A 19,149-nucleotide genomic window follows, 5' to 3' on the forward strand; every position below is an offset into this window, starting at 1 on the left:
CGCGATGCCGGTCGCCGAGGCGGCGCGAGCCGTCAGAAAGCCGGCCCCGGTGCCGGTACGGGCCCGGGCAGGGGCCCCGGGTTCGGGCCGGGCTCCGGGCGCGGATCGCCGGGCTGCGGGTCCGGACCGGGCTGCGGAGGAGCCGGGGGTACCGGGTCGGGCCCGCCGGGCGTGGGCACCGGGCCGGGGACCGGACCCGGCTGCGGGCCGGGACCTGGGCCGGGGGCCGGGGTGGGGTTCGGGGGCACCGGATCGGGCGGCGGAGTGCCCAGTTCCGTCGTCCCCGCGTGCCAGGGCTCGCGACCGGGGTCCGGCGGTGGCCCCGCCGGGCCGGGAGGGACGGGACGCGTGGGGGGCGCCAGTTCCGGATCCGACGGGTCCGGCAGATTCGGACGGCCGGTCCGTACGTCGCTTCCCATGATCACACCGCCTTACCGGGTAGGGAGGGATGCTGTTCTCCTCCCCCACTCGGCTGCCCGGAGAGATCCCGCTCATGCGCCCGCGAGGACAGGTGCACCCGGGCGGCGGCACGGGCGTGCGCAGGTACGCCCTCCGTTCGGCGACTGCCGGTTCGAGATCGAAAGGCCGGCCGTCCGCGGGCGAGAGCGGCGGCCGGACGGCCCTCAGCCGGCCTTCCCTCCGGCGGGCGGCTTGCCGGGTCCAAGATCGCCCTGTGGTAGTTTGCCCGGGCCAGTCGTACCCCTGTACGTATCGACACGGTATGTGCGCGGGTCAGGGAATCCGGTGGGAATCCGGAGCTGACGCGCAGCGGTGAGGGTGACGGGCGGAGCAGCGGCCACTGGGTCCCGACGGGCCCGGGAAGGCGTTCCGTCCGGACGACCCCGAGTCCGAAGACCTGCTGGCGCCCCGGACGGCGTGCCGTCGTCCGGGAAGCACCGTACGACAGGCTCCGCGCATGAGCCCTGACGCAGAGGACTCCTCCTGTGCCCCTCGCCCACCGTTCCCGTGCCGCCGTGCTGCTCGTGGCCGCTGCCGCCCTCGTCTCCGGCTGCGGCGACACCACCGGGGCGGCCAAGCCCGAGGCGAAGCAGGCGGGGCCCGGCCATCCGGTCCGTCTGGACAACTGCGGACAGCGGGTCGAGCTCGACCACGTCCCCCGCCGGGCCGTCGCCCTGGACCAGGGATCGGCCGAGATCCTGCTCTCCCTCGGTCTCGCCGACCGCATGGTGGGCACCGCCACCTGGACCGATCCGGTCCTCGGCGGGCTGGAGAAGGCGAACGCGACCGTGCCCCGGCTCGCCGACCGCTACCCCTCCTTCGAGAAGGTCCTCGACGTCGAACCGGACTTCGTCAGCGCGTCCTTCCTGTACACCCTCGGCAAGGGCGGCGTGGCCCCGCGGGAGCGGTTCACGAAGCTCGGCGTGCCCACCTACCTCTCCCCCGGCGACTGCGTCGGCAAGGACAACGGCGGCGGTGGCGACGGTGTGCGGACGAGGCCACTGACCATGGACACCGTGTACGGCGAGATCCGGGACCTCGCCCGCGTCTTCGGCGTGCCGGAGCGCGGGGAGAAGCTCATCGGCGAGCTCCGCGCCCGGGTCGGGAAGGCCACGGCCGGCGCGGACTTCGGCGACGCGTCCGTCCTCTACTGGTTCTCCGACTCCCAGGGACCGTACATGGCCGGCTGCTGCGGCGCTCCCGGCATCGTCAGCGGGGCGCTCGGCGTGAGGAACGTCTTCGACGACACGAAGGAGGAGTGGCCGCAGATCAACTGGGAGACCGTCGCCGACCGCGATCCCGACGTGCTGGTGATCGCCGATCTGACCCGCAGGGCGCAGTCGGCGGAGAGCGCCGCGAAGAAGATCGAGTTCCTGGAGTCCCACGCGGTCACCCGCAACATGACGGCGGTGCGGAACAAGCGGTACGTGATCCTCAGCGGTCAGGCCATGAACCCCACCATCCGCACGGTCGAGGGCATCGAGAAGGTCTCCGCCGCGCTCAAGACGTACGGTCTCGCGAAGTGACCCGGCCGGGGCTGGAGACGGCGGACCCGCCGGACCGTGATCACGCCGACCGGCCCGCCGCGGTGGGTCGGTCCGTGCGCGCCTCCGTCCGCACGTCCCGCGCCCTCGCGACGGTGGCCGCGGTCGGCGGGGTCGTCCTGCTGTGCGCCTCGGTCGCCGTCGCCCTCACGATCGGTCCGGCCGACATCCGCGTCTCGGACTCCTGGTCCGTCGTGGCCGCCCACCTCGGTGGGAGCCCGTCCGGCCTGAGCGCGATCCGCGACGGCATCGTCTGGGAGCTGAGGCTGCCGCGTACCCTCCTCGCGGCCGTCTGCGGCGCCGGCCTCGCGGTCTGCGGCGCGGTGCTCCAGTCGCTGCTGCGCAACCCGCTCGCCGACCCGTTCGTCCTGGGCGTCTCCTCCGGGGCCTCGACCGGTGCGGTGGCCGTCATCGTCCTCGGCGCCGGCGGGGGCCTGCTCCCCGTGACCGGGGGCGCGTTCCTCGGCGCGCTCTGCTCCTTCGCCCTGGTGCTCGTCCTCAGCCACACGCTGGGCGGGTCGACCGACCGCGTCGTGCTGGCCGGGGTGGCGGCGATGCAGCTCTTCTCGGCCCTCACCTCGTTCGTCGTGATGACCGCCGCCGACGCCGAGACCACCCGAGGGGTCCTGTTCTGGCTGCTCGGCTCCCTCGCGGGAGCGGACTGGACGGACGTCGGGGTGTGCGCCGCCGTCCTCGCCGTCGGACTCGTCGTCTGCGGCGGACACGCCCGCACGCTGGACGCCTTCGCGTTCGGCGAGGACGCGGCGGCGACGCTCGGCGTCGGGGTCGCGCGGACCCGTCTCGTCCTGCTCTCGGTCACCGCCCTGCTGACGGCGGTCCTGGTCTCGTCCGCCGGCGCGATCGGCTTCGTCGGCCTGGTCCTGCCGCACGCGATCCGTGCCCTCGTGGGCCCCGGCCACGCCCGGCTGCTGCCCCTGACCGCACTGGCCGGGTCGGTCTTCCTGGTGTGGGCCGACACCCTCGCGCGTACGGTGCTCGACCCGCAGGAGGTGCCGGTGGGCGTGGTGACCTCCCTGGTCGGCGTCCCCGCGTTCGTCCTCGTCCTGTACCGCACCAGGAGCACCCGATGACCGACTCGGTCACGCACGTCGGCACCTCCGGGCTGCACGCCGCACGCGTCTCCCGTACCGCCGGCGGCGCTCTCGTCCTGGACGGCGTGACCGTCGCGCCGCGCCCCGGCACGCTCACCGGCCTTCTGGGACCGAACGGTTCGGGGAAGTCGACCCTCCTGAGGGTGCTGGCCGGAGTGCTCGCCCCGGACAGCGGGCTCGTGACCCTGGACGGCGATCCGCTGAGCACGGTTCCGCGCCGGGTGCTCGCACGGCGACTCGCGGTCGTCGAGCAGCACGCCGACACGCAGGTCGACCTCACCGTGACCGACGTCGTACGCCTCGGCCGCATTCCGCACCGCCGCGCCTGGTCGCCGGCGACGGCCGCCGACGAGGAGGCGGTACGGACCGCGCTCGCCCGCACGGGGCTCGCCGACCGGGCGTACCGCACCTGGCGCACCCTCTCCGGCGGCGAGCGCCAGCGGGTGCAGATCGCCCGTGCGCTCGCCCAGGATCCGCGCGATCTCCTCCTCGACGAACCGACGAACCACCTCGACATCCAGCATCAACTGGACCTCCTGGCCCTGGTGTCGAGTCTGCGCCTCACCTGCGTCATGGCGCTGCACGACCTCAACCTGGCGGCGATGTACTGCGATCACGTGGTGGTGCTGCACGAGGGGCGGGTGGTGGCGGCCGGGCCGGTCGCGGACGTCCTCACGGAGCGACTCGTTCAGGAGGTCTACGGGGTCCGGGCGGTGGTGTCCTTCCCGGGCCCCGGCGACCGCCCCCACGTCCGCTTCCTCGGCACGGCGTCCTCGGGTTCGTGAACGGGCGACGCCGGCCCGACGAGGCCCCGGCCGGTGGGTTCCTCGGGGCTGTCAGAACGGCGGTTCGGTGGAGAAGGGGTCGTCCCGGGCGGGCGTGGGAGGCTTGACCGGCGGCTCCTGGAGGATGCGTACCGCTTCCTCGACGCGGCCCTGGTCGATGAGCAGCTCGGCGCGCGACGGGCCGCCGCCCGACGGATGCCGGTCCAGGAGCGCGGCGGCCTCCTCGTCCCGACCGGCTTCGGTGAGCACGTGCGCCAGTCCGCGGGCCGCGTACCAGGTGTCGCCCTCCGGGTGCGCCCGGGCCTGTTCGATCGCCTCGTCCAGACGGCCGCACCGGGCCATGAGGGGGAGTCTCATCCAGAAGAATTCCCAGTCCTCCCGGCCTTCCCGGCGGGCCTTGAGGGCGTCGAGGTGGGCGAGACCGTCCTGAGGACGGCCGTCGTCGGCGTACAGGGTGCAGAGCGTGCGGACGATCCAGTCCTCCGCACCGCCGGGCCGCTCGGCGAGCGTCCGGATCACCTCGATCGCCTCGTCCCGGCGTCCGTGCCGAACCAGGTCCGGGCAGCGCACGACGGACGCGCCGGTGCGGGCCGTGCGCGGTCGCCGCCTCGTTCCGGGTCCGGCGGCCCTTCCCTGAGATGATCTTCACGGGGCAAGGGCTGACGAGGCGTGGAGAGGCGACGTTCATGGCGGACGAGCGGGTGTACGTGGTGACCGGGGGCGGCACGGGGATCGGGGCCGCGACCGCGCGGGCCCTGACCCGGGCGGGTCACGCGGTGGTCGTGTCGGGGCGGCGGCCCGAGCCGCTGCGGCTGGTCGCCGAGGAGACCGGAGCGCTGGCCGTCCCTTCGGACATCGGCGACCCCGCCGCGGTCGCCTCGCTCGTCGAGACCGTCGTCGACTCGTACGGGCGGCTCGACGGTCTGGTCCTCAACGCCGGCATCGGACGGGGCGGCGGGGTGGGCGAGGTGACCCTGGACGACTGGGACGAGGTCATGCGGACCAACCTCACCGGCCCGTTCCTGCTGCTGCGCGCCGCACTCCCCCACCTTCTCGAAGCCCGTGGCGCGGTCGTCGCCGTGGCGTCGGTCTCCGCCCTGCTCAGCGGGGCGGGGAGCGCGGCCTACGCCACGTCCAAGGCGGCGCTGCTCCAGCTGTGCCGCTCCCTCACCGTCGACTACGCGGGCGCCGGGCTGCGCGCCAACACCGTGTGCCCCAGCTGGATCCGCACCGAGATGGCCGACCGTCGCATGACGCGGTTCGCCCACGAAGCACACCTGGGAGACCCGGGCGCGGACGGAGTGGAAGCGGCGTACGAGGAGGTCACCCGGGCCCTGCCCGCCGGCCGGCCCGGCAGGCCCGAGGAGGTCGCGGAGGCGATCTGCTGGCTCCTGTCGCCCGCCGCCTCCTTCGTCAACGGCGCCGTGCTCACCGTCGACGGCGGCGCCACCACACTCGACCCCGGGACGCTCGGCTTCGGCTTCCAGCTACAGCCGCGGACTCCGCGGGGCTGAGCCGCCGTCACCGTCGGGGGGTCGCCGGCCGGCTCAGCCGTCTGCGTGGCCTCCGCCGCGGGGCCCGCGGTCGTCGCGCTCCGGCTCGCAGCACTCCGTACGGGGACGGGCCGGTGACGACGTCGCTCCGCGCCTCGGCGGCGACCGGACAGACCCGCACAGAACGGCGGCCGGTGAGACCTGCGCGGGATCGGCCCCGAGGCCGCCGTCCTGGACTCGGCGGGCATCCGACGGCGATATTCCGTCGCAGGTCAGAACGGGTCTCTGTTAACTTCCCGTCGTATCGGATCCGGCGAACGGGCTGCTGCGCAGCCGATGTCAGCCGTCACGTCTCGGGGAAGCAATGAAACTGGCCCTCACCATCCACCGGGCACGGCTCGGATCCACCGAGTTCAAGGTCATCAGACCTGCCCGCCCGCTCGCGCACGCGGTGCTCATCGACCGCGACCGGTGGCTCGACGCCTACCTCGACCGGGATGCCGCCCAGCGCATCGGCGCACTGTGGGAGGTGGCGGCCTCGTCCCCGCGCTCGCTGGTCCACCTCCCGATGCGACGCGACCACGCCCCCGCCGGCCGGGAGGGCGACGACAGCCACCGGCAGCTCGACCTCGTGGTGATGCACCACTCGCTCCAGTTCGCGCCTTCACGCTGGAAGGAGCTCCGCAACCGGCTCGACCGCGGACGGCCGCGGACCGTGACCCTGCCGTGGGCCGGGGATCCCGGTGATGACGGCATCGACTACGGAACACGGCACCACCGGGAGAACCGGGACCTGTTTCACCAGCACCTCCACGCGGAGACCCTGTTCATGACCGGCAGCGCCCCGGTCTTCAGGGACACCGTCCGAAACTTCCTCGATGTCGCTCAGAACGGCCCCGGGCACGCGCTCGCTCATCCGGGCGATTCCCACTACTGCTCCAGGTTCCACGGCAACGACGGCACCCTCGGGAACGCACGCGAGATGCACATCCAGTACTGCGACGACTGGGACTCCGCGTCCGACGGCCGACGCCACGTCTCCGCGGTCGCAGCCGACTGACGGGCGCGCTCGTCCGCACCGCCAAGGAGTACGGGACGTCACCTCCTCGGACCGGTCGTCCTCGGGAGGGGCCGGAGCACGGGCGGCACGCGATCTGCGACCGGCGGCCCGGCCGGAGGGACGGACTGGATCGTTCGGCACGTGCCCGCCCGGCCCGTCGCGCCCCTCGCGTTCAGCCCTTCTCGGCGGGGCGCAGCTCGCGCAGCAGGGCGGTGAGGGCGAAGGCGTGGGCGGAGGTGTGCTCCCAGCGGGAGCGGCCGAACATGACGTCCTCCGCGAGGCCGCTCAGCATGGCCACGGCCCTGATCGTGAACTCGGGAAGGTCCACGGCGACGAAGTCTCCCCGTTCCCCGCCCTCGCGGAGGATCACGTCGAGGCGCTCGTCCCAGCCGTCCAGGAGCTCGGTGAGGATCTTCCGGCCCGCCTCGTCATGGCGCTGGGCCAGGACCTGGGTCCACAGGGCGTACCGGTCGTCGCCCGAGTGGCGGGGCAGGTAGAAGCGAATGAACAGGTCGAGCTTCTCGGCCGGCGTTCCTGCCCGGTCGGCCGCCTCCTGGTAGCCGGCCCAGAGGTCCGCCTGGCTCCACGCGAGGACTTCGAGGAGGAGCCGGTCCTTCTTGCCGAAGTGGTAGAGGATGTGGCCGGTGCTCATGCCGGCCCGGGCGGCGATGTCCGACATCCGCAGGGCCGCGGTGCCCTTCTCGGCGATGACGCTGATCGCGGCGCGCATGGCCCGCTCGCGTGCCTCGTCGCCGCTCGGCTGCCGCTTGCGGGCGTACGGGGCCCGCCCGGCGGATCGCGGGGAGCCGCCGGCGGCGAGGTCCGCCGGGCCGATCGCCGGTTCCGGGCGGGGCGTGGTCGTGCCGACCGTCGCCTCCGCCGCACGCTCCGTCCGCCTGGCCTCGCCGGCCGTCGCTTCCGCCGCGCCCTGGGTCCGCCCGGTCTCGCCGCCCGTCGCCTCCGCCGCGCCTTCCGCCCGCCCGGTCATGCCGTCCGCCGCTTCCGCCGCGCCTTCGGCCGGCCCGGTCGCGCCCTCTGCCGGTCCGGTCGGCGCGGCGCCGACGGGCCCGGGCGCGTTCTGGGGCGAGGGGTGGTCGTCGGGCCGTGCAGGCCCGGTCTGGGGCGTCGGCATGGGCTCTCTTTCGGTTCCGGCTGTTCGGGTCCCCAGTGTAGGTTCCGGAATTCTAGACCCCTAGTCTAGACTGAAAATCTAGTTAACATGAGAGTGCTGCGGCGGCCGCCTGTCCCGGGTCGCCCCGGCGCCTCCGCGGCCGACGGCCCGCGCGCCCTGCTCACCACCGGGAGACACCCACATGCCACGCGGATTCGATGTCGTGGAGACCAGCATCGCCGACCTGCGCGCAGCGCTGGAGAAGGGCGAGACGACCGCGGTCGAGCTGCTCGACGCCTACCTGGCCCGGATCGACGCCTACGACCGGCCGGGCACGGCCACCGCCCTGAACGCGATGGTCGTCATGAACCCGGACGCCCGGGCGGAGGCGGAGGCCTCCGACGCGCGCCGCGCCGAGGGCCGGACCCTGGGGCCGCTGGACGGCATCCCGTACACGGCCAAGGACAGCTACCTCGCCAAGGGGCTCACCGCCGCGTCGGGCTCCCCCGCGTTCGAGCACCTGGTCGCCCAGAAGGACGCCTTCACGATCGAGCGGCTGCGTGCCGGCGGCGCGGTCCTCATCGGCCTGACCAACATGCCGCCCATGGCGAACGGCGGCATGCAGCGCGGTGTGTACGGCCGCGCCGAGAGCCCCTACAACGCCGACTGGCTCACCAGCGCCTACGGCTCCGGCTCCTCCAACGGCTCCGGCACCGCGACCGCGGCGTCCTTCGGAGCCTTCGGCCTCGGCGAGGAGACCTGGTCCTCTGGCCGCGCCCCCGCCTCGAACAACGCGCTCTGCGCCTACACCCCCAGCCGCGGCGTGATCTCCGTCCGCGGCAACTGGCCCCTCGTACCGACCATGGACGTCGTCGTCCCCCACACCCGCACGATGGCGGACCTCCTCGAACTCCTCGACGTCCTCGTCGCGGACGACTCCGAGACCCGCGGAGACCTGTGGCGCGCTCAGCCCTGGGTCGAGCTGCCCTCGCCCTCGCAGGTGCGCCCCGCCTCCTACCCGGCCCTCGCGCCGGCCGACGCCGAGGCGGCAGCCGGCGCCCTCGCCGGCAAGCGCGTCGGCGTCCCCCGCATGTACATCAACGCCGACCCCGAGGCCGGCACCAACCCCGAGGGCGGCATCGGCGGCCAGACCGGGCAGCGCGTCGACACCCGCCCGTCGGTGATCGACCTGTGGGAGGCCGCCCGCCGCGACCTGGAGGCCGCCGGGGCCGAGGTCGTCGACGTCGACTTCCCCGTCGTGTCCCACTACGAGTCCGACCGCCCCGGGGCACCCTCGCTGTTCACCCGCGGCCTCGTCAGCCGCGCGTACCTCACCTTCGAGATCGAGGACCTGTCCGCCTGGGCCTGGGACGACTTCCTCCGTGCCAACGGCGACCCCGCGCTCCCCACCCTGGCCGACGTCGACAGCGACCTCATCTGGCCGAAGCAGGAGGGCGAACTCCCCGACCGCTACGACGGCTTCGACGACACCATCTGCGACTACCCCCGCCTCGTCCGCGAACGCCCCTACGCCTCCCTGGCCGACATGCCCCTCCTGGAGCAGGGCCTGCGCGGCCTGGAGGAGACCCGCCGCGTCGACCTGGAGCAGTGGATGGACGAACTCGGCCTGGACGCGGTGGTCTTCCCCGCGGTCGCCGACGTGGGCCCCGCGGACATGGACACCGACGCCGCGTCCGCGGACCTCGGCTGGCGCAACGGCGTCTGGGTCGCCAACGGCAACCTCGTCCCGCGCCACCTGGGCATCCCCACCGTCACCGTGCCCATGGGCACCATGGCCGACACCCGCATGCCCGTGGGCCTCACCTTCGCGGGTCGCGCTTACGACGACAACGAACTGCTCGCCCTCGCCGCGGCCTTCGAGGCGACGGGCGACCGGCGCACGGTGCCCCCGCGCACCCCTCGCCTGGCGGCGGAGTAGCGCGACCCCGGTGCACGGCAGGTGTAGGCCTGTCGTGCACCGGTGCCTCTCGGCATCAGGGACGCGGGGCGGTCACCGCCGCACGTGCGTGACGGGTCCCCGCTTCGTCACGCCCGGCGCACGGCGTCGCCCCGGGTCCCACCGGCCGTCGCCTGCCACTCGCGGCGGAGGAGGCCGAACACCCAGGAGTCGGAGACGTAGCCGTTGACGACGCAGTCCTCCCGGAGGGTCCCCTCCCGGACGAACCCGACCTTCTCCAGCACGCGGGCGGACGCCAGGTTGCGGGTGTCGGTCTCGGACTGGACCCGGTTCAGGTCCAGGGCGTCGAAGGCCCAGGCCAGGACGGCCCGCGCGGTCTCCGTGGCGTAGCCGTGGCCCCACGCGGCGGCCTCGAAGGCGTAGCCGAGGGACGCACTGCGGAAGTCGGGGTTCCAGCCGGTCAGGCCGCACCAGCCGATGAACGAGCCGTCGGAGACCCGCTCGACGGCCACCCGCGCGCCTCTGCCCTCGCTCTCGATCGTCCGGCAGGTCGCCAGGAAGCGCTCGGCCTCGGCCCGTTCGGTCCACGGCGGCGAGTCCCAGTAGCGCAGCACGTGGGCGTCGCTCTGCAGCGCGTACAGCGGGGCGGCATCGGCGTCGGTGAACGGCCGCAGGCGCAGGCGGTCGGTGCGCAGTTCGGGGGTGGGTAGCGTCATGCGGAGCATCCTGCCGCGTACGGTCCGCCCCCGACCATCGGTTTTTCCGCGGCGCACCGGGTACGGGCGATCGGCCGCGTACGCCGGTGCACCGCGGGGCGGCGGCCGGGGAACCTTGCCCGCCGAGCCGCCGCGGGGCCTGTTCTATTCTTCCCACGTGGCGAACTTTCGACGGTTTCTCGGGGATCTGCTCTCGGCTCTGGATCGAGCGCTGGGCGGGGAGCGACGTCCGACCCGGTTGCAGCGGCGGGTGGCCCGTCGTCCGATCCGCCTCGGCCTCTTCCTGGCCGTCCCGTTCGCTCTGTTCCTCCTCCTGGTGTCTCCGGACGACGAGGCCGGCAACGTTCCGATCGCCGTTCTGGGCGGTCTGTTCCTCGGGCTCCTCTTCTCGGTCGCCGCGGGCGCGGAGCGTCTCCGACAGCGTCGGCTGAGACGGCGGGGGCTGTGGGACGGCAGGTCGTGAGGAGGATCGGTGCGCGGCAGCAGGCGGACCGGGCGGTCCGCCCGGCTCAGGCCGTCGCCTTCGTACGGGCTCCGGCCCGGGCTCGGGAGAAGCGGAGTTCCGGGTCGGCGATGGAGCCGGAGCGCAGCAGCTTGACGTCGTCGCGGTAGTCCATGGAGGTCAGCCACGGCATCCGGTCCCCCTGGCGGGGCAGCGCGTCGACGGCCCGTCGGATGTAGCCGGCGCCGAAGTCCAGGAGCGGGCGGGTGGGCATTCCCGGGTCCGAGGGCTCGGGTCGGCAGCTGTCGTGGCCGTGGGCGTCCATGTGGGCCAGGAGCCGGCAGAAGTGCTCGCAGAGCAGGCCGATCTTCAGGGTCCAGGAGGAGTTGGTGTAGCCGATGGCGAAGGCGAAGTTCGGGACGCCGGAGAGCATCATGCCCTTGTAGGCGAGGGTGTCCGGCAGCCGTACCTCGTGGCCGTCGACGGTGAGCCGTATGCCGCCGAAGGCCTGTACGTTCAGGCCGGTGGCGGTGACGACCAGGTCGGCCTCCAGCTCGCGGCCGGACTCCAACAGGACTCCGCGCTCGGTGAAGTGGGCGATCCGGTCGGTGACCACCGAGGCCCGGCCCTCCCGGATCGCGCGGAAGAGGTCCCCGTCGGGGACGGCGCAGAGCCGCTGGTCCCAGGGGTCGTACGGCGGGTTGAAGTGCTCGTCGACGGGATAACCGGGCGGCAGCAGACGGGCGTTGATCCATCGGATGAGTCGCCGCGCCGTCTTCGGGAACCGCTGGCAGAAGCGCCAGACCAGGCGCTGCTGCGCGATGTTCTTCCGTCGGGACAGTGCGTAGCCGCGTCGCTCGCCGAGCCACTTCCTGAACGTGTTGGCGAGCAGGTCCGCGCGGGGGACGGGGACGACGTAGGTCGGCGTGCGCTGGAGCATGGTCACGTGGGCGGCGGACGCCGCCATCGCCGGCACGAGGGTGACGGCCGTGGCGCCGCTGCCGATCACCACGACGCGTCGGCCCGCGTGGTCCAGGTCCGCCGGCCAGTGCTGCGGGTGGACGACGGGTCCGGGAAAGCGGTCCAGGCCCTCGAAGTGGGGGGTGAAGCCCTCGTCGTAGCGGTAGTAGCCGCCGGCGCAGAAGAGCCAGCCGCAGGTCAGCGTGGTGCGCTCGCCGGTGTCGGTGCGCTCGACCTCGACGGTCCAGCGTGCCTCGTCGGACGACCAGGACGCGCCGAGCACCTTGCGGCGGTAGCGGATGTGGGCGTCGATGCCGTTCTCGGCGGCGGCCTGCCGCAGGTAGGCGAGGATGCGCGGGGCGTCGGCGATGGACTGCTCGTCGCGCCAGGGCTTGAACTCGTAGCCGAAGGTGTGCAGGTCGGAGTCGGACCGGATGCCCGGGTAGCGGAACAGGTCCCAGGTCCCGCCGGACGCCTGGCGGGCTTCGAGGATCGAGAAGCTCTTCGCGGGCAGTTCGGTCGTCAGGTAGCGCGCGGCGCCGATGCCCGAGATCCCGGCACCGACGATGAGGACGTCGAGGTGCTCGGCGGCGGGCCTGGCAGAGGACGGGGACACGGGCGGCTCCGGGCGGTGTCGAGGGACGGCTGCGTCCATGCTGCTGAAGTCGCGGATCGGCGACAACGTGCAAAGTGCACCATGGGCGGCAGGAGGGGTGACGATCTGCACCGCTACGATGAGCGGATGTCGTGGCCGTCGCCCTCCCCGCGCATCCGGGAACTGATCCGCCGGGGTGCCGAGATCGCACTCACCCCCTCCCCCGACTGGCTCGCCGAGCTCGACGCGGCGACCCTGTCCGGCGCGGCCAGGGGGCAGATCGCGGCCGATCCCGTTCTGGCCGCGGGGACCCGCCTCACCAACCGCTCCAACCTGCTGTTCTGGGCCGCGTCCAACGTCCGCGCGCCGGGCGAGCCGGTCCCGGCCAACGACACGGACGAGCCGCTGGCCGTCGCCCGGGACATGATCCGCCGCGGACTGGACGAGTCGGCCCTGGACGCCTACCGGGTCGGTGAGAGCGTCGCCGTGCGGATGTGGACGCAGATCGCCTGCACGCTCACCAGCGATCCGGAGGAACTGCGCGAACTGCTCGACGTGTCGCTGCGCTCCATCGCGGCCTTCGTCGACGACACCGTGCGCACGGTCTCGGCGCGGATGAGCGCCGAGCGGGACGAGCTCACCCGGGGCACCCACGCCGAACGCCGCGAGACCGTCACGCTCCTGCTGGAGGGGGCGCCGATCACCCGGCAGCGGGCGGAGAGCCGGCTGGGCTACCGGCTGCAGCCGACGCACACCGCCGCAATCGTCTGGACGGACGTTCCCGACGCCGATCTGGGCCAACTCGACCGCGCGGCCGACGCCCTGGCCGAGGCCGCCGGCCAGCTGCGGCCCCTCAGCGTCATCGCCGGCGCCGCCACGCGCTGGCTGTGGGTCCACGGCCGGCCCGACGGAGACGCGGCGCGCGCCGCACTGGACCACCTGCCGGACGTGCGGGTCGCGCTCGGCTCCACCGCCGCGGGGGTGGACGGCTTCCGCCGCAGTCATCTCGACGCCCTGACCACCCAGCAGATGCTGGCCCGGCTGACCTCGCCCACCCGGCTGGCCTTCCACCACGAGGTGGAACTCGTCGCCCTGCTCACCAGCGACCCCGAGCGCGCCGAGCGCTTCGTGGCACGGACGCTCGGCGGGTTGGAGTCCGCGTCCCCGGAACTCGTCGACACGCTCCGCGTCTTCATCGAGGAGCAGTGCAACGCCACCCGCGCCGCCGCCCGCCTCTTCACGCACCGCAACACGCTCCTGCGGCGCCTCTCCCGCGCGGACCGGCTCCTGCCGCGCCCCCTCGCCCAGCACACGATCGAGGTGGGCACCGCGCTCAAGGTCCTTCAGTGGCGCGGCCGCCCCTGAGGGCGGCGGGCCGGACGCCGGTGGAGCGGGGTCGCGCTCACCTGCAGATCATGGGGCAGCCACGCCGGATGGAGTGCTGGGCCGCGCGCAGGAAGAGCGCGACGTAGAAGGCCGCGTCCAGGTCCTCGCTCCACGGGCCGGGCCGCGTGCCGGCCAGGGTGACCGCGTGCTGATCGAACCATGTGCTGAGGTCGAGGTTGTCGCAGGTCGCCGGGACTTCGGGAGGCAGAGCGACGGCCTCCGCCAGTTTCTCGGCGATCGCCCGTACCTGAGGGGCGCCGGCGATCATGGAGTCGAAGTCGGTGGATTCGACGGGCAGCCAGATCTCCTCGTCGAGCGGGACGGGCACCAGGACGGACCAGCCGCAGAGGATCTCCCACTCCTCCGGCGTCAACCGCCTCTCGCCCAGGGCGGTGAACCCGTTCATGGGCCGGGCGAGCTTCTCCTCGAAGGTCAGCCCCGACCCGCGCGCGAAGCGCGTCACCGGGGGCACGTCCTTGTACGGCGGCAGGCCTCGCCGCACGAGCTCGGCGTCGAGAGCCGAGGCGACCTCGCCCCACCCGTCCTCCCCGGCACCGAACCAGTCCTCGGCACCGAGACTCACCATGTACACACCCATGAGGGGACGCTATCGCGCCGGTCGGGGGAGGGCGGTCATCGTGGTACCGGAGCGCGCTGAGACGTTGGACGGCGGCCCCGTGCCGTGTTCCTCGGCGGAACTGTCCCAGCGGCCTGCGGCACGCCGCCGAGCGGCCCGTGTACGAGTGGAACGGCCGCAAGGTCCGGGAGAAGGCCGCGCTCTCCAGCGGTCCGATCTTGGTGACCATCGACAAGAGCGGGCACCGGTGGGAACGCACCCTGGAGGCGGCCGGCCCGGGCGGGCAGCCCCGGGGGCGGGGGGCTGGCGTCGCTAGCCATACGAATTTCGCCACTCCTCTATCCCGTGGCTTGATTCAGGTGCATGCTGTGCGCACGGCCTCCCCGCCACCCCCGTCGGGGGATCCGCTCCGGCCCCGCCTGCCGCTGCGCTGCAGGCGGGGCCGCGTCGTGCTGCGGGGGACGTGTCGGGCGACCAGCCCCGGGGGCGCCGCTATGCGCCCGGTGCGGTGGGGGCGCGGACGCCGAACCACTGGTCGGCTCCGTACTCCTCGAACCGCTCGACTTCGGTGAAGCCCAGGCGGGCGGCGAGGCGCATCGCGGGGACGTTGGCGCTCTGGGTGGACAGGACCACGGGCTCGCCGGGACGCGCGCGGGTGAACCAGTCGAGGACCGCCGTACACGCCTCGAAGGCGAAACCGCGATTCCACGCCTCCGGCAGGAACAGATAACCGAGTTCGGCCTCGCCCGCCTCGGGGCGCACGTGCCCACGGCGCTCGGCACCGCGCGGGTCGAGGGTGATCATGCCGATCATCGCTCCGTCGCGTTCGACCACGAAGCAGCCGGTGCGCCGACCGGGAACCTCGGGCATGGTCCGCTCGAGACGGTCGCGTGGCTGGGCGCCCCCGAGGTAGGCGCCCACCTCCGGCGAAGCGAACAGCTCGACGAAGCCCGGACGGTCCCGGGCCTCGCTCTCGCGGAGCACGAGCCGCTCGGTGGACATCGGGGCGGGCGGCCAGGCAGGGCTTCCGGGTGCGGTCATGGCCCGGAACCTACCGCAGGCCGCGCCGGAAACCCCCGGGGCGGAAGCCCGCCTCCGCCGCTCGGCACCCTCGCTTCAGGAGGAGAAGGAGAAGTAGAGGGCCTCGCTGTAGAAGGACCCGAAGTGCCGCTCCCAGTCGGCCCGGAGCGACACCAGCCACGCGTCGTTCTCGCCGGCGATGGCCGCCTCCGCCTGGGCGACGGCGTGCGGGATGTCCACGGAGACCAGCTCGCGCACGCCGGCCACCGGGTCGTCACCGGTCATCGAGATGATCTCCCCGGTCTCCAGGACGAAGTACCGCGCCTGCTGCTTCTCCAGGTGGGCCGTGGTCCGGGCGACGCACGCGGCGAACTCCGCATCGTCCTCAAGGCCCTTGCCCACGGCGTGCAGGAGGTCGCGGAGCAGGGCCGCGCCCTCGGCGTAGTCCCCGGCGATGCCGATCGGAGGGTTCCAGATCATGGACGGGACCACGGTCGTGCCGCGCCCCACCATCAGCTTGTGCGCGAGGGGGACGTCCCCGTTGTGCTCGGATATGCACCGGATCTGCCGGGGGACCTCGGTCCCGGTCGGCATCGTGTCTGCGGAGTAGAGATACGAACGGTCAGCCATGGTCGCGACGCTAACACCGAGCACCGACAACGGCCGATCCGCGGGCCGTCGAGGGCCGGCAGCCGTGGGCGACTCGGCGTCCTGCGCCGCGCGTGCCACCGCGGTCCGCGACGCTCCACAGCCGGGTGGGTGGTCCGCTTCTTACGGGGTAGGCGCGGCTTGACGGCAGCTGCGAACTCGCCGAAGGGGCCGCCATGGCCGCTCGACTCGTGGTGCGGACCACCCTCGTCCGTCCACCGCGTCGCGGTCCACCGGCCCCCGCCCACCCGGCGCGGCACAGCAACGGCGGACGGGACGGCGGTCATCGCGCAGCCGGCGCGCACGTCGCAGGAGCGGGAAGCAAGGAGAGCAAGCATGAGCACTGTGGGACATTCCCCGGGCCGCGCCACCGACGAACCGGTCGGCGACCTCGTGGCCCGGGCCTCGGAGCAGATGTCCACCCTGGTCCGCGAGGAGATGCAGCTGGCCCGGGCGGAGATGGTCCAGAAGGGCAAACGGTTCGGCATGGGCGGCGGACTGTTCGGCGGCGCGGGCCTGGTCGGCATCCTCGCTGCACAGGCCGCGGTCGCCGCCGTCATCGCCGCCCTCGCCCTGCTCCTGCCGCTCTGGGCGTCCGCCCTGATCACCGCCGCCCTGCTCGCGGCCGTCGCGGCCGCGATGGCCGCGGCCGGAAGGAGCCAGATCGCCAAGGCGGGCAAGCCCGCGCCGGAGCAGACGATCGACAGCGTCAAGGCCGACGTGGCCGAGATCAAGGAGGCAGCACACCGATGAACACCCCCTCACACGGCGACCAGCACCCCTCGCCCACTCCCGAGAACCTCCGCAGGCAGGTCGAGCACACCCGCGAGGAACTGGGTCGGACGGTCGAGGCCCTGGCGGCCAAGGCGGACGTGAAGACCCAGGCGAAGGAGAAGGCGGCCGCCCTCCAGGAGCAGGCCGCCGAGAAGGCGGCGGTCGTGACCGACCGGCTGCGGGAGAAGGCCTCGCAGGCCGGTCGGCTGGTCAAGGACAGCACTCCCGATCCGGTCCTCGACAAGGCCGCACACGCCGCCGCGCAGGTACGCGACTCCGCCGCCCGGGCCGGGCAGCTCGCGGCCGACAAGACACCGGACCAGGTCCGCGAGAAGGCCGACCAGGCCGTCGTCGTGGCGCGCGCCAACCGCACCCCGCTGGTCGCCGCGGCAGCCGCGCTCGTCGTCTTCCTGCTCCTGCGTCGCACCCGGCGGCGCCGATGAAGGCGTCGAAGATCGCCTACAAGCCCGTCGGCCTGGCGCTCGGCGCCGGGAGCGGCCTGATCGCGGGTGCGGCCTTCAAGCAGGCGTGGAAGCTGATCGGTCACCAGGACGACGCACCCAACGCGACCGACGAGCACCGCACCTGGAAGGAGGTCCTGATAGCGGCGGCTCTCCAGGGAGCGATCTTCGCCGTCGTCAAGGCCGCCGTCGACCGGGCGGGAGCGGCGGCGACCCGGCGGGTCACCGGCACCTGGCCCGGCTGAGCCGCCGGAACCGGCGCTCGACTCGGCGCCGCGTCAGGAGCACCGCACGCGTCCGCGCCGACGCCACCGTTCGTGATCGTGCCGGCCCCACGTCCCCGGGGTCGGCACGGTCGCGTCCGCAGGCCCGTACCCGCACCCGACTCCTGGGCTCGCGCGGCCACTCCCGGGGCAGGCCGAGGAGCGGCCCGCCTTCCACGGCATCCCGGCGCGGGTATCCTTCCGCCGCCTGGGCACACGAGAGTCATGCACGGACAACACGCGCGTCCCGCCGGCAGCGGTCTGTTCGGTTTCGCCTCCCCCGTGACGACACAGCCGTCCGGCGGCACCGGAGCCAAGCACTCGCGCCGCGGGCGCCTCACCAGCCGCCTCCGCCGTCGGATCCTCGCCTACCGCGCCATCGACTTCCTGTCCACGCACGTCCCGCACGATCCCGATCCCGTGCCCGGCCCCGACCTCGGCGAGGAGTGCCTGCTCCTCGTCCACATCCGTCAGGTGGTCGGCGAGGTCCAGTACCGGATCTGCGTCCCCTGCTCCCAGGGTGTCATCACCGACCTCGTCATCCACGACCGCTTCCGCAGCACCGGTCTCGGCACTCGTGCGCTGTCGCACCTGCGTTCCCGCCACCCCGGGCTGGCGTGGCACAGCACGCTCCACCAGCGCGGCACCCGGGACCTTCTGCGCCGGATGCGGATTCCCGCGCTGACGCAGGCCGCCCGCTGTCCCCATGTCGGACCGGCACTGCTCGACCGGTCGACTGCCGGCGTCGCCCCGACGGCGGGATGAGCGCCGCGGCCGCCGCATCGGACCCGGCGTCCGCGTCCACTCGCCGGGGACCGGCGCACCGCGTCAGCCCTGGTGCTTCCCGTCGACCGCGAGTGCGCTCTCTCCGGCCGGGAGGCCCGGCGTGCGTGCGGCGATGCCGCGCCGCGCGGCGAGTCGGGCAGCCAGCAGGCAGAACACCGGAGCGAACACCAGCTCGCTGACCAGGGCCTCCCAGGGCGCGTCGGCCGCGGTGCTGTCGTCGGCCAGCTCCCCGAAGACGGCGGAGAGCGAGAAGGCGATCAGGTTGTTCACCGTGTGCACCGCGATGACCGCCTCCAATCCCCCGGTACGCACCGTCAGCCAGGCCCACCAGGCCGCCGAGTAGCACAGGAGCAGGAACCCCGAGAGCTGTCCGTACCCGTGGGCGAGGGCGAACAGCACGGAGGAGACGGCGATGCCCGGCCATGGTGTACGGAGGATTCCGCCGGCGAACTGGACCAGCCAGCCGCGGAAGACGACTTCCTCGGCGGCGGCCTGGAACGGCACGAGCGCCCACAGCACGAGCAGGCTCAGAGCGAGTTCGGCCCAACCGGGGGTCTCGCCCGTCACCGCCTCCGAACCGTCCGCGTACAGACTCCAGGCGACCAGCAGGAGGTTCTGGACGACCAGGACCGCCGCGGCCAGGCCCAGGCTCCGTCCCAGCCATCCCCACCGGAGGCGTCCGGTGACGGACGCGAGCGTTCCGGCAGGCCGCTTCCCGCACACGCGCACGCCGACCAGCACGGCGGGAATCCAGAGGGCCAGGCTCACCAGCAGGACCGCGTTGTCGAGCAGCGGATCGGCGAAGATCTCGTCGCTGTCGGCGGGCGCCCATCTGAGTCCCGCCAGGGTGCCGACGACGGCCGCGACGACGAACACGCCGATCATCGTGGCCACCATCAACGCGAGCACCAGGAAGAACTCCCCGACACGCGCCCAGGCGCGCTGTCGTCCGTTGCGTGCCTGCTCGTGGTACGCGGTCCCCGGCGGCGCCGCGACCGGCCCGGGCGCTCGCGGCGGCGGAGCCGGCGGGCCCCAGCCG

At 73.5% G+C, this 19,149-nt stretch carries 20 protein-coding genes and 1 riboswitch; of the genes, 12 read left to right on the forward strand and 8 right to left on the reverse strand.

Features of this window, described 5'->3' with window-relative positions; genetic code table 11:
- Positions 1-674 precede the first annotated feature (674 nt).
- Positions 675-878, forward strand: a riboswitch (cobalamin riboswitch).
- Positions 879-944: 66 nt separating this feature from the next.
- The 3 genes from ACY0MR_RS00870 to ACY0MR_RS00880 all read left to right on the forward strand — a co-directional run bounded on the left by ACY0MR_RS00870 (position 945) and on the right by ACY0MR_RS00880 (position 3,900).
- A complete protein-coding gene (locus tag ACY0MR_RS00870; protein ID WP_473558289.1) occupies positions 945-1,985 on the forward strand; it encodes an ABC transporter substrate-binding protein in 1,041 nt (346 codons plus the stop codon).
- A gap of 74 nt (positions 1,986-2,059) precedes the next feature.
- Positions 2,060-3,094: a FecCD family ABC transporter permease gene (locus ACY0MR_RS00875; protein ID WP_473561640.1), complete on the forward strand. Its 1,035-nt coding sequence runs from the start codon at positions 2,060-2,062 to the stop codon at positions 3,092-3,094.
- Entirely contained in the window at positions 3,091-3,900 is an 810-nt protein-coding gene (locus ACY0MR_RS00880; protein WP_473558292.1) for an ABC transporter ATP-binding protein, read from the forward strand. The genes ACY0MR_RS00875 and ACY0MR_RS00880 overlap by 4 nt, the downstream gene beginning before the upstream one ends.
- A 51-nt stretch (positions 3,901-3,951) precedes the next feature.
- On the opposite strand, the gene ACY0MR_RS00885 is transcribed toward ACY0MR_RS00880, so the two are convergent.
- Positions 3,952-4,419 (reverse strand): tetratricopeptide repeat protein, encoded by a 468-nt coding sequence (locus tag ACY0MR_RS00885; RefSeq protein ID WP_473558294.1) that lies wholly within the window; start codon positions 4,417-4,419, stop codon positions 3,952-3,954.
- A gap of 167 nt (positions 4,420-4,586) precedes the next feature.
- Here ACY0MR_RS00885 and ACY0MR_RS00890 point away from each other — a divergent pair, with 167 nt between their 5' ends.
- Together ACY0MR_RS00890 and ACY0MR_RS00895 are read left to right on the forward strand one after the other, a co-directional pair.
- Positions 4,587-5,414, forward strand: coding sequence for an SDR family NAD(P)-dependent oxidoreductase (locus ACY0MR_RS00890; protein ID WP_473558296.1), 828 nt, complete (start codon positions 4,587-4,589; stop codon positions 5,412-5,414).
- A gap of 343 nt (positions 5,415-5,757) precedes the next feature.
- Positions 5,758-6,453 carry a hypothetical protein gene (locus tag ACY0MR_RS00895; RefSeq protein WP_473558298.1) on the forward strand — a complete coding sequence of 232 codons (696 nt, stop codon included), beginning with the start codon at positions 5,758-5,760 and terminating at the stop codon, positions 6,451-6,453.
- Positions 6,454-6,625: 172 nt separating this feature from the next.
- On the opposite strand, the gene ACY0MR_RS00900 is transcribed toward ACY0MR_RS00895, so the two are convergent.
- Positions 6,626-7,585, reverse strand: coding sequence for a TetR/AcrR family transcriptional regulator (locus tag ACY0MR_RS00900; protein ID WP_473558300.1), 960 nt, complete (start codon positions 7,583-7,585; stop codon positions 6,626-6,628).
- A gap of 181 nt (positions 7,586-7,766) precedes the next feature.
- On the opposite strand from ACY0MR_RS00900, the gene ACY0MR_RS00905 reads away from it, so the two are divergent.
- Entirely contained in the window at positions 7,767-9,503 is a 1,737-nt protein-coding gene (locus ACY0MR_RS00905) for an amidase (protein ID WP_473558303.1), read from the forward strand.
- 107 nt (positions 9,504-9,610) lie between these two features.
- On the opposite strand, the gene ACY0MR_RS00910 is transcribed toward ACY0MR_RS00905, so the two are convergent.
- A complete protein-coding gene (locus ACY0MR_RS00910) occupies positions 9,611-10,198 on the reverse strand; it encodes a GNAT family N-acetyltransferase (RefSeq protein ID WP_473558306.1) in 588 nt (195 codons plus the stop codon).
- Positions 10,199-10,355: 157 nt separating this feature from the next.
- Here ACY0MR_RS00910 and ACY0MR_RS00915 point away from each other — a divergent pair, with 157 nt between their 5' ends.
- The gene (locus ACY0MR_RS00915) at positions 10,356-10,661 is read left to right on the forward strand and encodes a hypothetical protein (protein ID WP_392864351.1); all 306 of its coding nucleotides are present in this window, start codon (positions 10,356-10,358) and stop codon (positions 10,659-10,661) included.
- Positions 10,662-10,707: 46 nt separating this feature from the next.
- Here ACY0MR_RS00915 and ACY0MR_RS00920 read toward each other — a convergent pair whose 3' ends face one another.
- Positions 10,708-12,255 carry a flavin-containing monooxygenase gene (locus ACY0MR_RS00920; protein ID WP_473558309.1) on the reverse strand — a complete coding sequence of 516 codons (1,548 nt, stop codon included), beginning with the start codon at positions 12,253-12,255 and terminating at the stop codon, positions 10,708-10,710.
- A gap of 87 nt (positions 12,256-12,342) precedes the next feature.
- On the opposite strand from ACY0MR_RS00920, the gene ACY0MR_RS00925 reads away from it, so the two are divergent.
- Complete coding sequence (locus ACY0MR_RS00925; protein WP_392039826.1) at positions 12,343-13,560, forward strand: PucR family transcriptional regulator; 1,218 nt, start codon at positions 12,343-12,345, stop codon at positions 13,558-13,560.
- A gap of 37 nt (positions 13,561-13,597) precedes the next feature.
- On the opposite strand, the gene ACY0MR_RS00930 is transcribed toward ACY0MR_RS00925, so the two are convergent.
- From ACY0MR_RS00930 to ACY0MR_RS00940, 3 genes are all read right to left on the reverse strand, one after another.
- On the reverse strand, positions 13,598-14,179 hold the full coding sequence (locus tag ACY0MR_RS00930) for a hypothetical protein (protein WP_392864353.1): 582 nt from the start codon (positions 14,177-14,179) through the stop codon (positions 13,598-13,600).
- A 471-nt stretch (positions 14,180-14,650) separates the two neighbouring features.
- Positions 14,651-15,199 (reverse strand): GNAT family N-acetyltransferase, encoded by a 549-nt coding sequence (locus tag ACY0MR_RS00935; RefSeq protein ID WP_403314543.1) that lies wholly within the window; start codon positions 15,197-15,199, stop codon positions 14,651-14,653.
- A 75-nt stretch (positions 15,200-15,274) separates the two neighbouring features.
- Positions 15,275-15,808: a DUF7822 domain-containing protein gene (locus ACY0MR_RS00940; RefSeq protein ID WP_473558313.1), complete on the reverse strand. Its 534-nt coding sequence runs from the start codon at positions 15,806-15,808 to the stop codon at positions 15,275-15,277.
- Positions 15,809-16,162: 354 nt separating this feature from the next.
- On the opposite strand from ACY0MR_RS00940, the gene ACY0MR_RS00945 reads away from it, so the two are divergent.
- The 4 genes from ACY0MR_RS00945 (at position 16,163) to ACY0MR_RS00960 (ending at position 18,089) form a co-directional block, all read left to right on the forward strand.
- Complete coding sequence (locus tag ACY0MR_RS00945; protein WP_361851036.1) at positions 16,163-16,579, forward strand: phage holin family protein; 417 nt, start codon at positions 16,163-16,165, stop codon at positions 16,577-16,579.
- Positions 16,576-17,043 carry a DUF3618 domain-containing protein gene (locus ACY0MR_RS00950; protein ID WP_473558316.1) on the forward strand — a complete coding sequence of 156 codons (468 nt, stop codon included), beginning with the start codon at positions 16,576-16,578 and terminating at the stop codon, positions 17,041-17,043. Before ACY0MR_RS00945 ends, ACY0MR_RS00950 begins: the two co-directional genes overlap by 4 nt.
- Positions 17,040-17,306 (forward strand): DUF4235 domain-containing protein, encoded by a 267-nt coding sequence (locus ACY0MR_RS00955; protein ID WP_388800597.1) that lies wholly within the window; start codon positions 17,040-17,042, stop codon positions 17,304-17,306. The genes ACY0MR_RS00950 and ACY0MR_RS00955 overlap by 4 nt, the downstream gene beginning before the upstream one ends.
- 243 nt (positions 17,307-17,549) lie before the next feature.
- Positions 17,550-18,089, forward strand: coding sequence for a hypothetical protein (locus tag ACY0MR_RS00960; protein ID WP_392864355.1), 540 nt, complete (start codon positions 17,550-17,552; stop codon positions 18,087-18,089).
- A gap of 63 nt (positions 18,090-18,152) precedes the next feature.
- Here ACY0MR_RS00960 and ACY0MR_RS00965 read toward each other — a convergent pair whose 3' ends face one another.
- Positions 18,153-19,019, reverse strand: coding sequence for a lysostaphin resistance A-like protein (locus tag ACY0MR_RS00965; RefSeq protein WP_473558319.1), 867 nt, complete (start codon positions 19,017-19,019; stop codon positions 18,153-18,155).
- Between the last annotated feature and the right edge of the window lie 130 nt (positions 19,020-19,149).

Source organism: Streptomyces sp. JN8, from assembly GCF_055808075.1.

Coding starts and splice junctions, on each gene's coding strand:
- ACY0MR_RS00880 (WP_473558292.1), top strand. CDS start 3,091: ATGACCGACTCGGTCACGCACGTCGGCACCTCCGGGCTGCACGCCGCA.
- ACY0MR_RS00890 (WP_473558296.1), top strand. CDS start 4,587: ATGGCGGACGAGCGGGTGTACGTGGTGACCGGGGGCGGCACGGGGATC.
- ACY0MR_RS00895 (WP_473558298.1), top strand. CDS start 5,758: ATGAAACTGGCCCTCACCATCCACCGGGCACGGCTCGGATCCACCGAG.
- ACY0MR_RS00900 (WP_473558300.1), bottom strand. CDS start 7,585: ATGCCGACGCCCCAGACCGGGCCTGCACGGCCCGACGACCACCCCTCG.
- ACY0MR_RS00905 (WP_473558303.1), top strand. CDS start 7,767: ATGCCACGCGGATTCGATGTCGTGGAGACCAGCATCGCCGACCTGCGC.
- ACY0MR_RS00910 (WP_473558306.1), bottom strand. CDS start 10,198: ATGACGCTACCCACCCCCGAACTGCGCACCGACCGCCTGCGCCTGCGG.
- ACY0MR_RS00920 (WP_473558309.1), bottom strand. CDS start 12,255: ATGGACGCAGCCGTCCCTCGACACCGCCCGGAGCCGCCCGTGTCCCCG.
- ACY0MR_RS00925 (WP_392039826.1), top strand. CDS start 12,343: ATGTCGTGGCCGTCGCCCTCCCCGCGCATCCGGGAACTGATCCGCCGG.
- ACY0MR_RS00930 (WP_392864353.1), bottom strand. CDS start 14,179: ATGGGTGTGTACATGGTGAGTCTCGGTGCCGAGGACTGGTTCGGTGCC.
- ACY0MR_RS00935 (WP_403314543.1), bottom strand. CDS start 15,199: ATGACCGCACCCGGAAGCCCTGCCTGGCCGCCCGCCCCGATGTCCACC.
- ACY0MR_RS00940 (WP_473558313.1), bottom strand. CDS start 15,808: ATGGCTGACCGTTCGTATCTCTACTCCGCAGACACGATGCCGACCGGG.
- ACY0MR_RS00945 (WP_361851036.1), top strand. CDS start 16,163: ATGAGCACTGTGGGACATTCCCCGGGCCGCGCCACCGACGAACCGGTC.
- ACY0MR_RS00950 (WP_473558316.1), top strand. CDS start 16,576: ATGAACACCCCCTCACACGGCGACCAGCACCCCTCGCCCACTCCCGAG.
- ACY0MR_RS00955 (WP_388800597.1), top strand. CDS start 17,040: ATGAAGGCGTCGAAGATCGCCTACAAGCCCGTCGGCCTGGCGCTCGGC.
- ACY0MR_RS00960 (WP_392864355.1), top strand. CDS start 17,550: ATGCACGGACAACACGCGCGTCCCGCCGGCAGCGGTCTGTTCGGTTTC.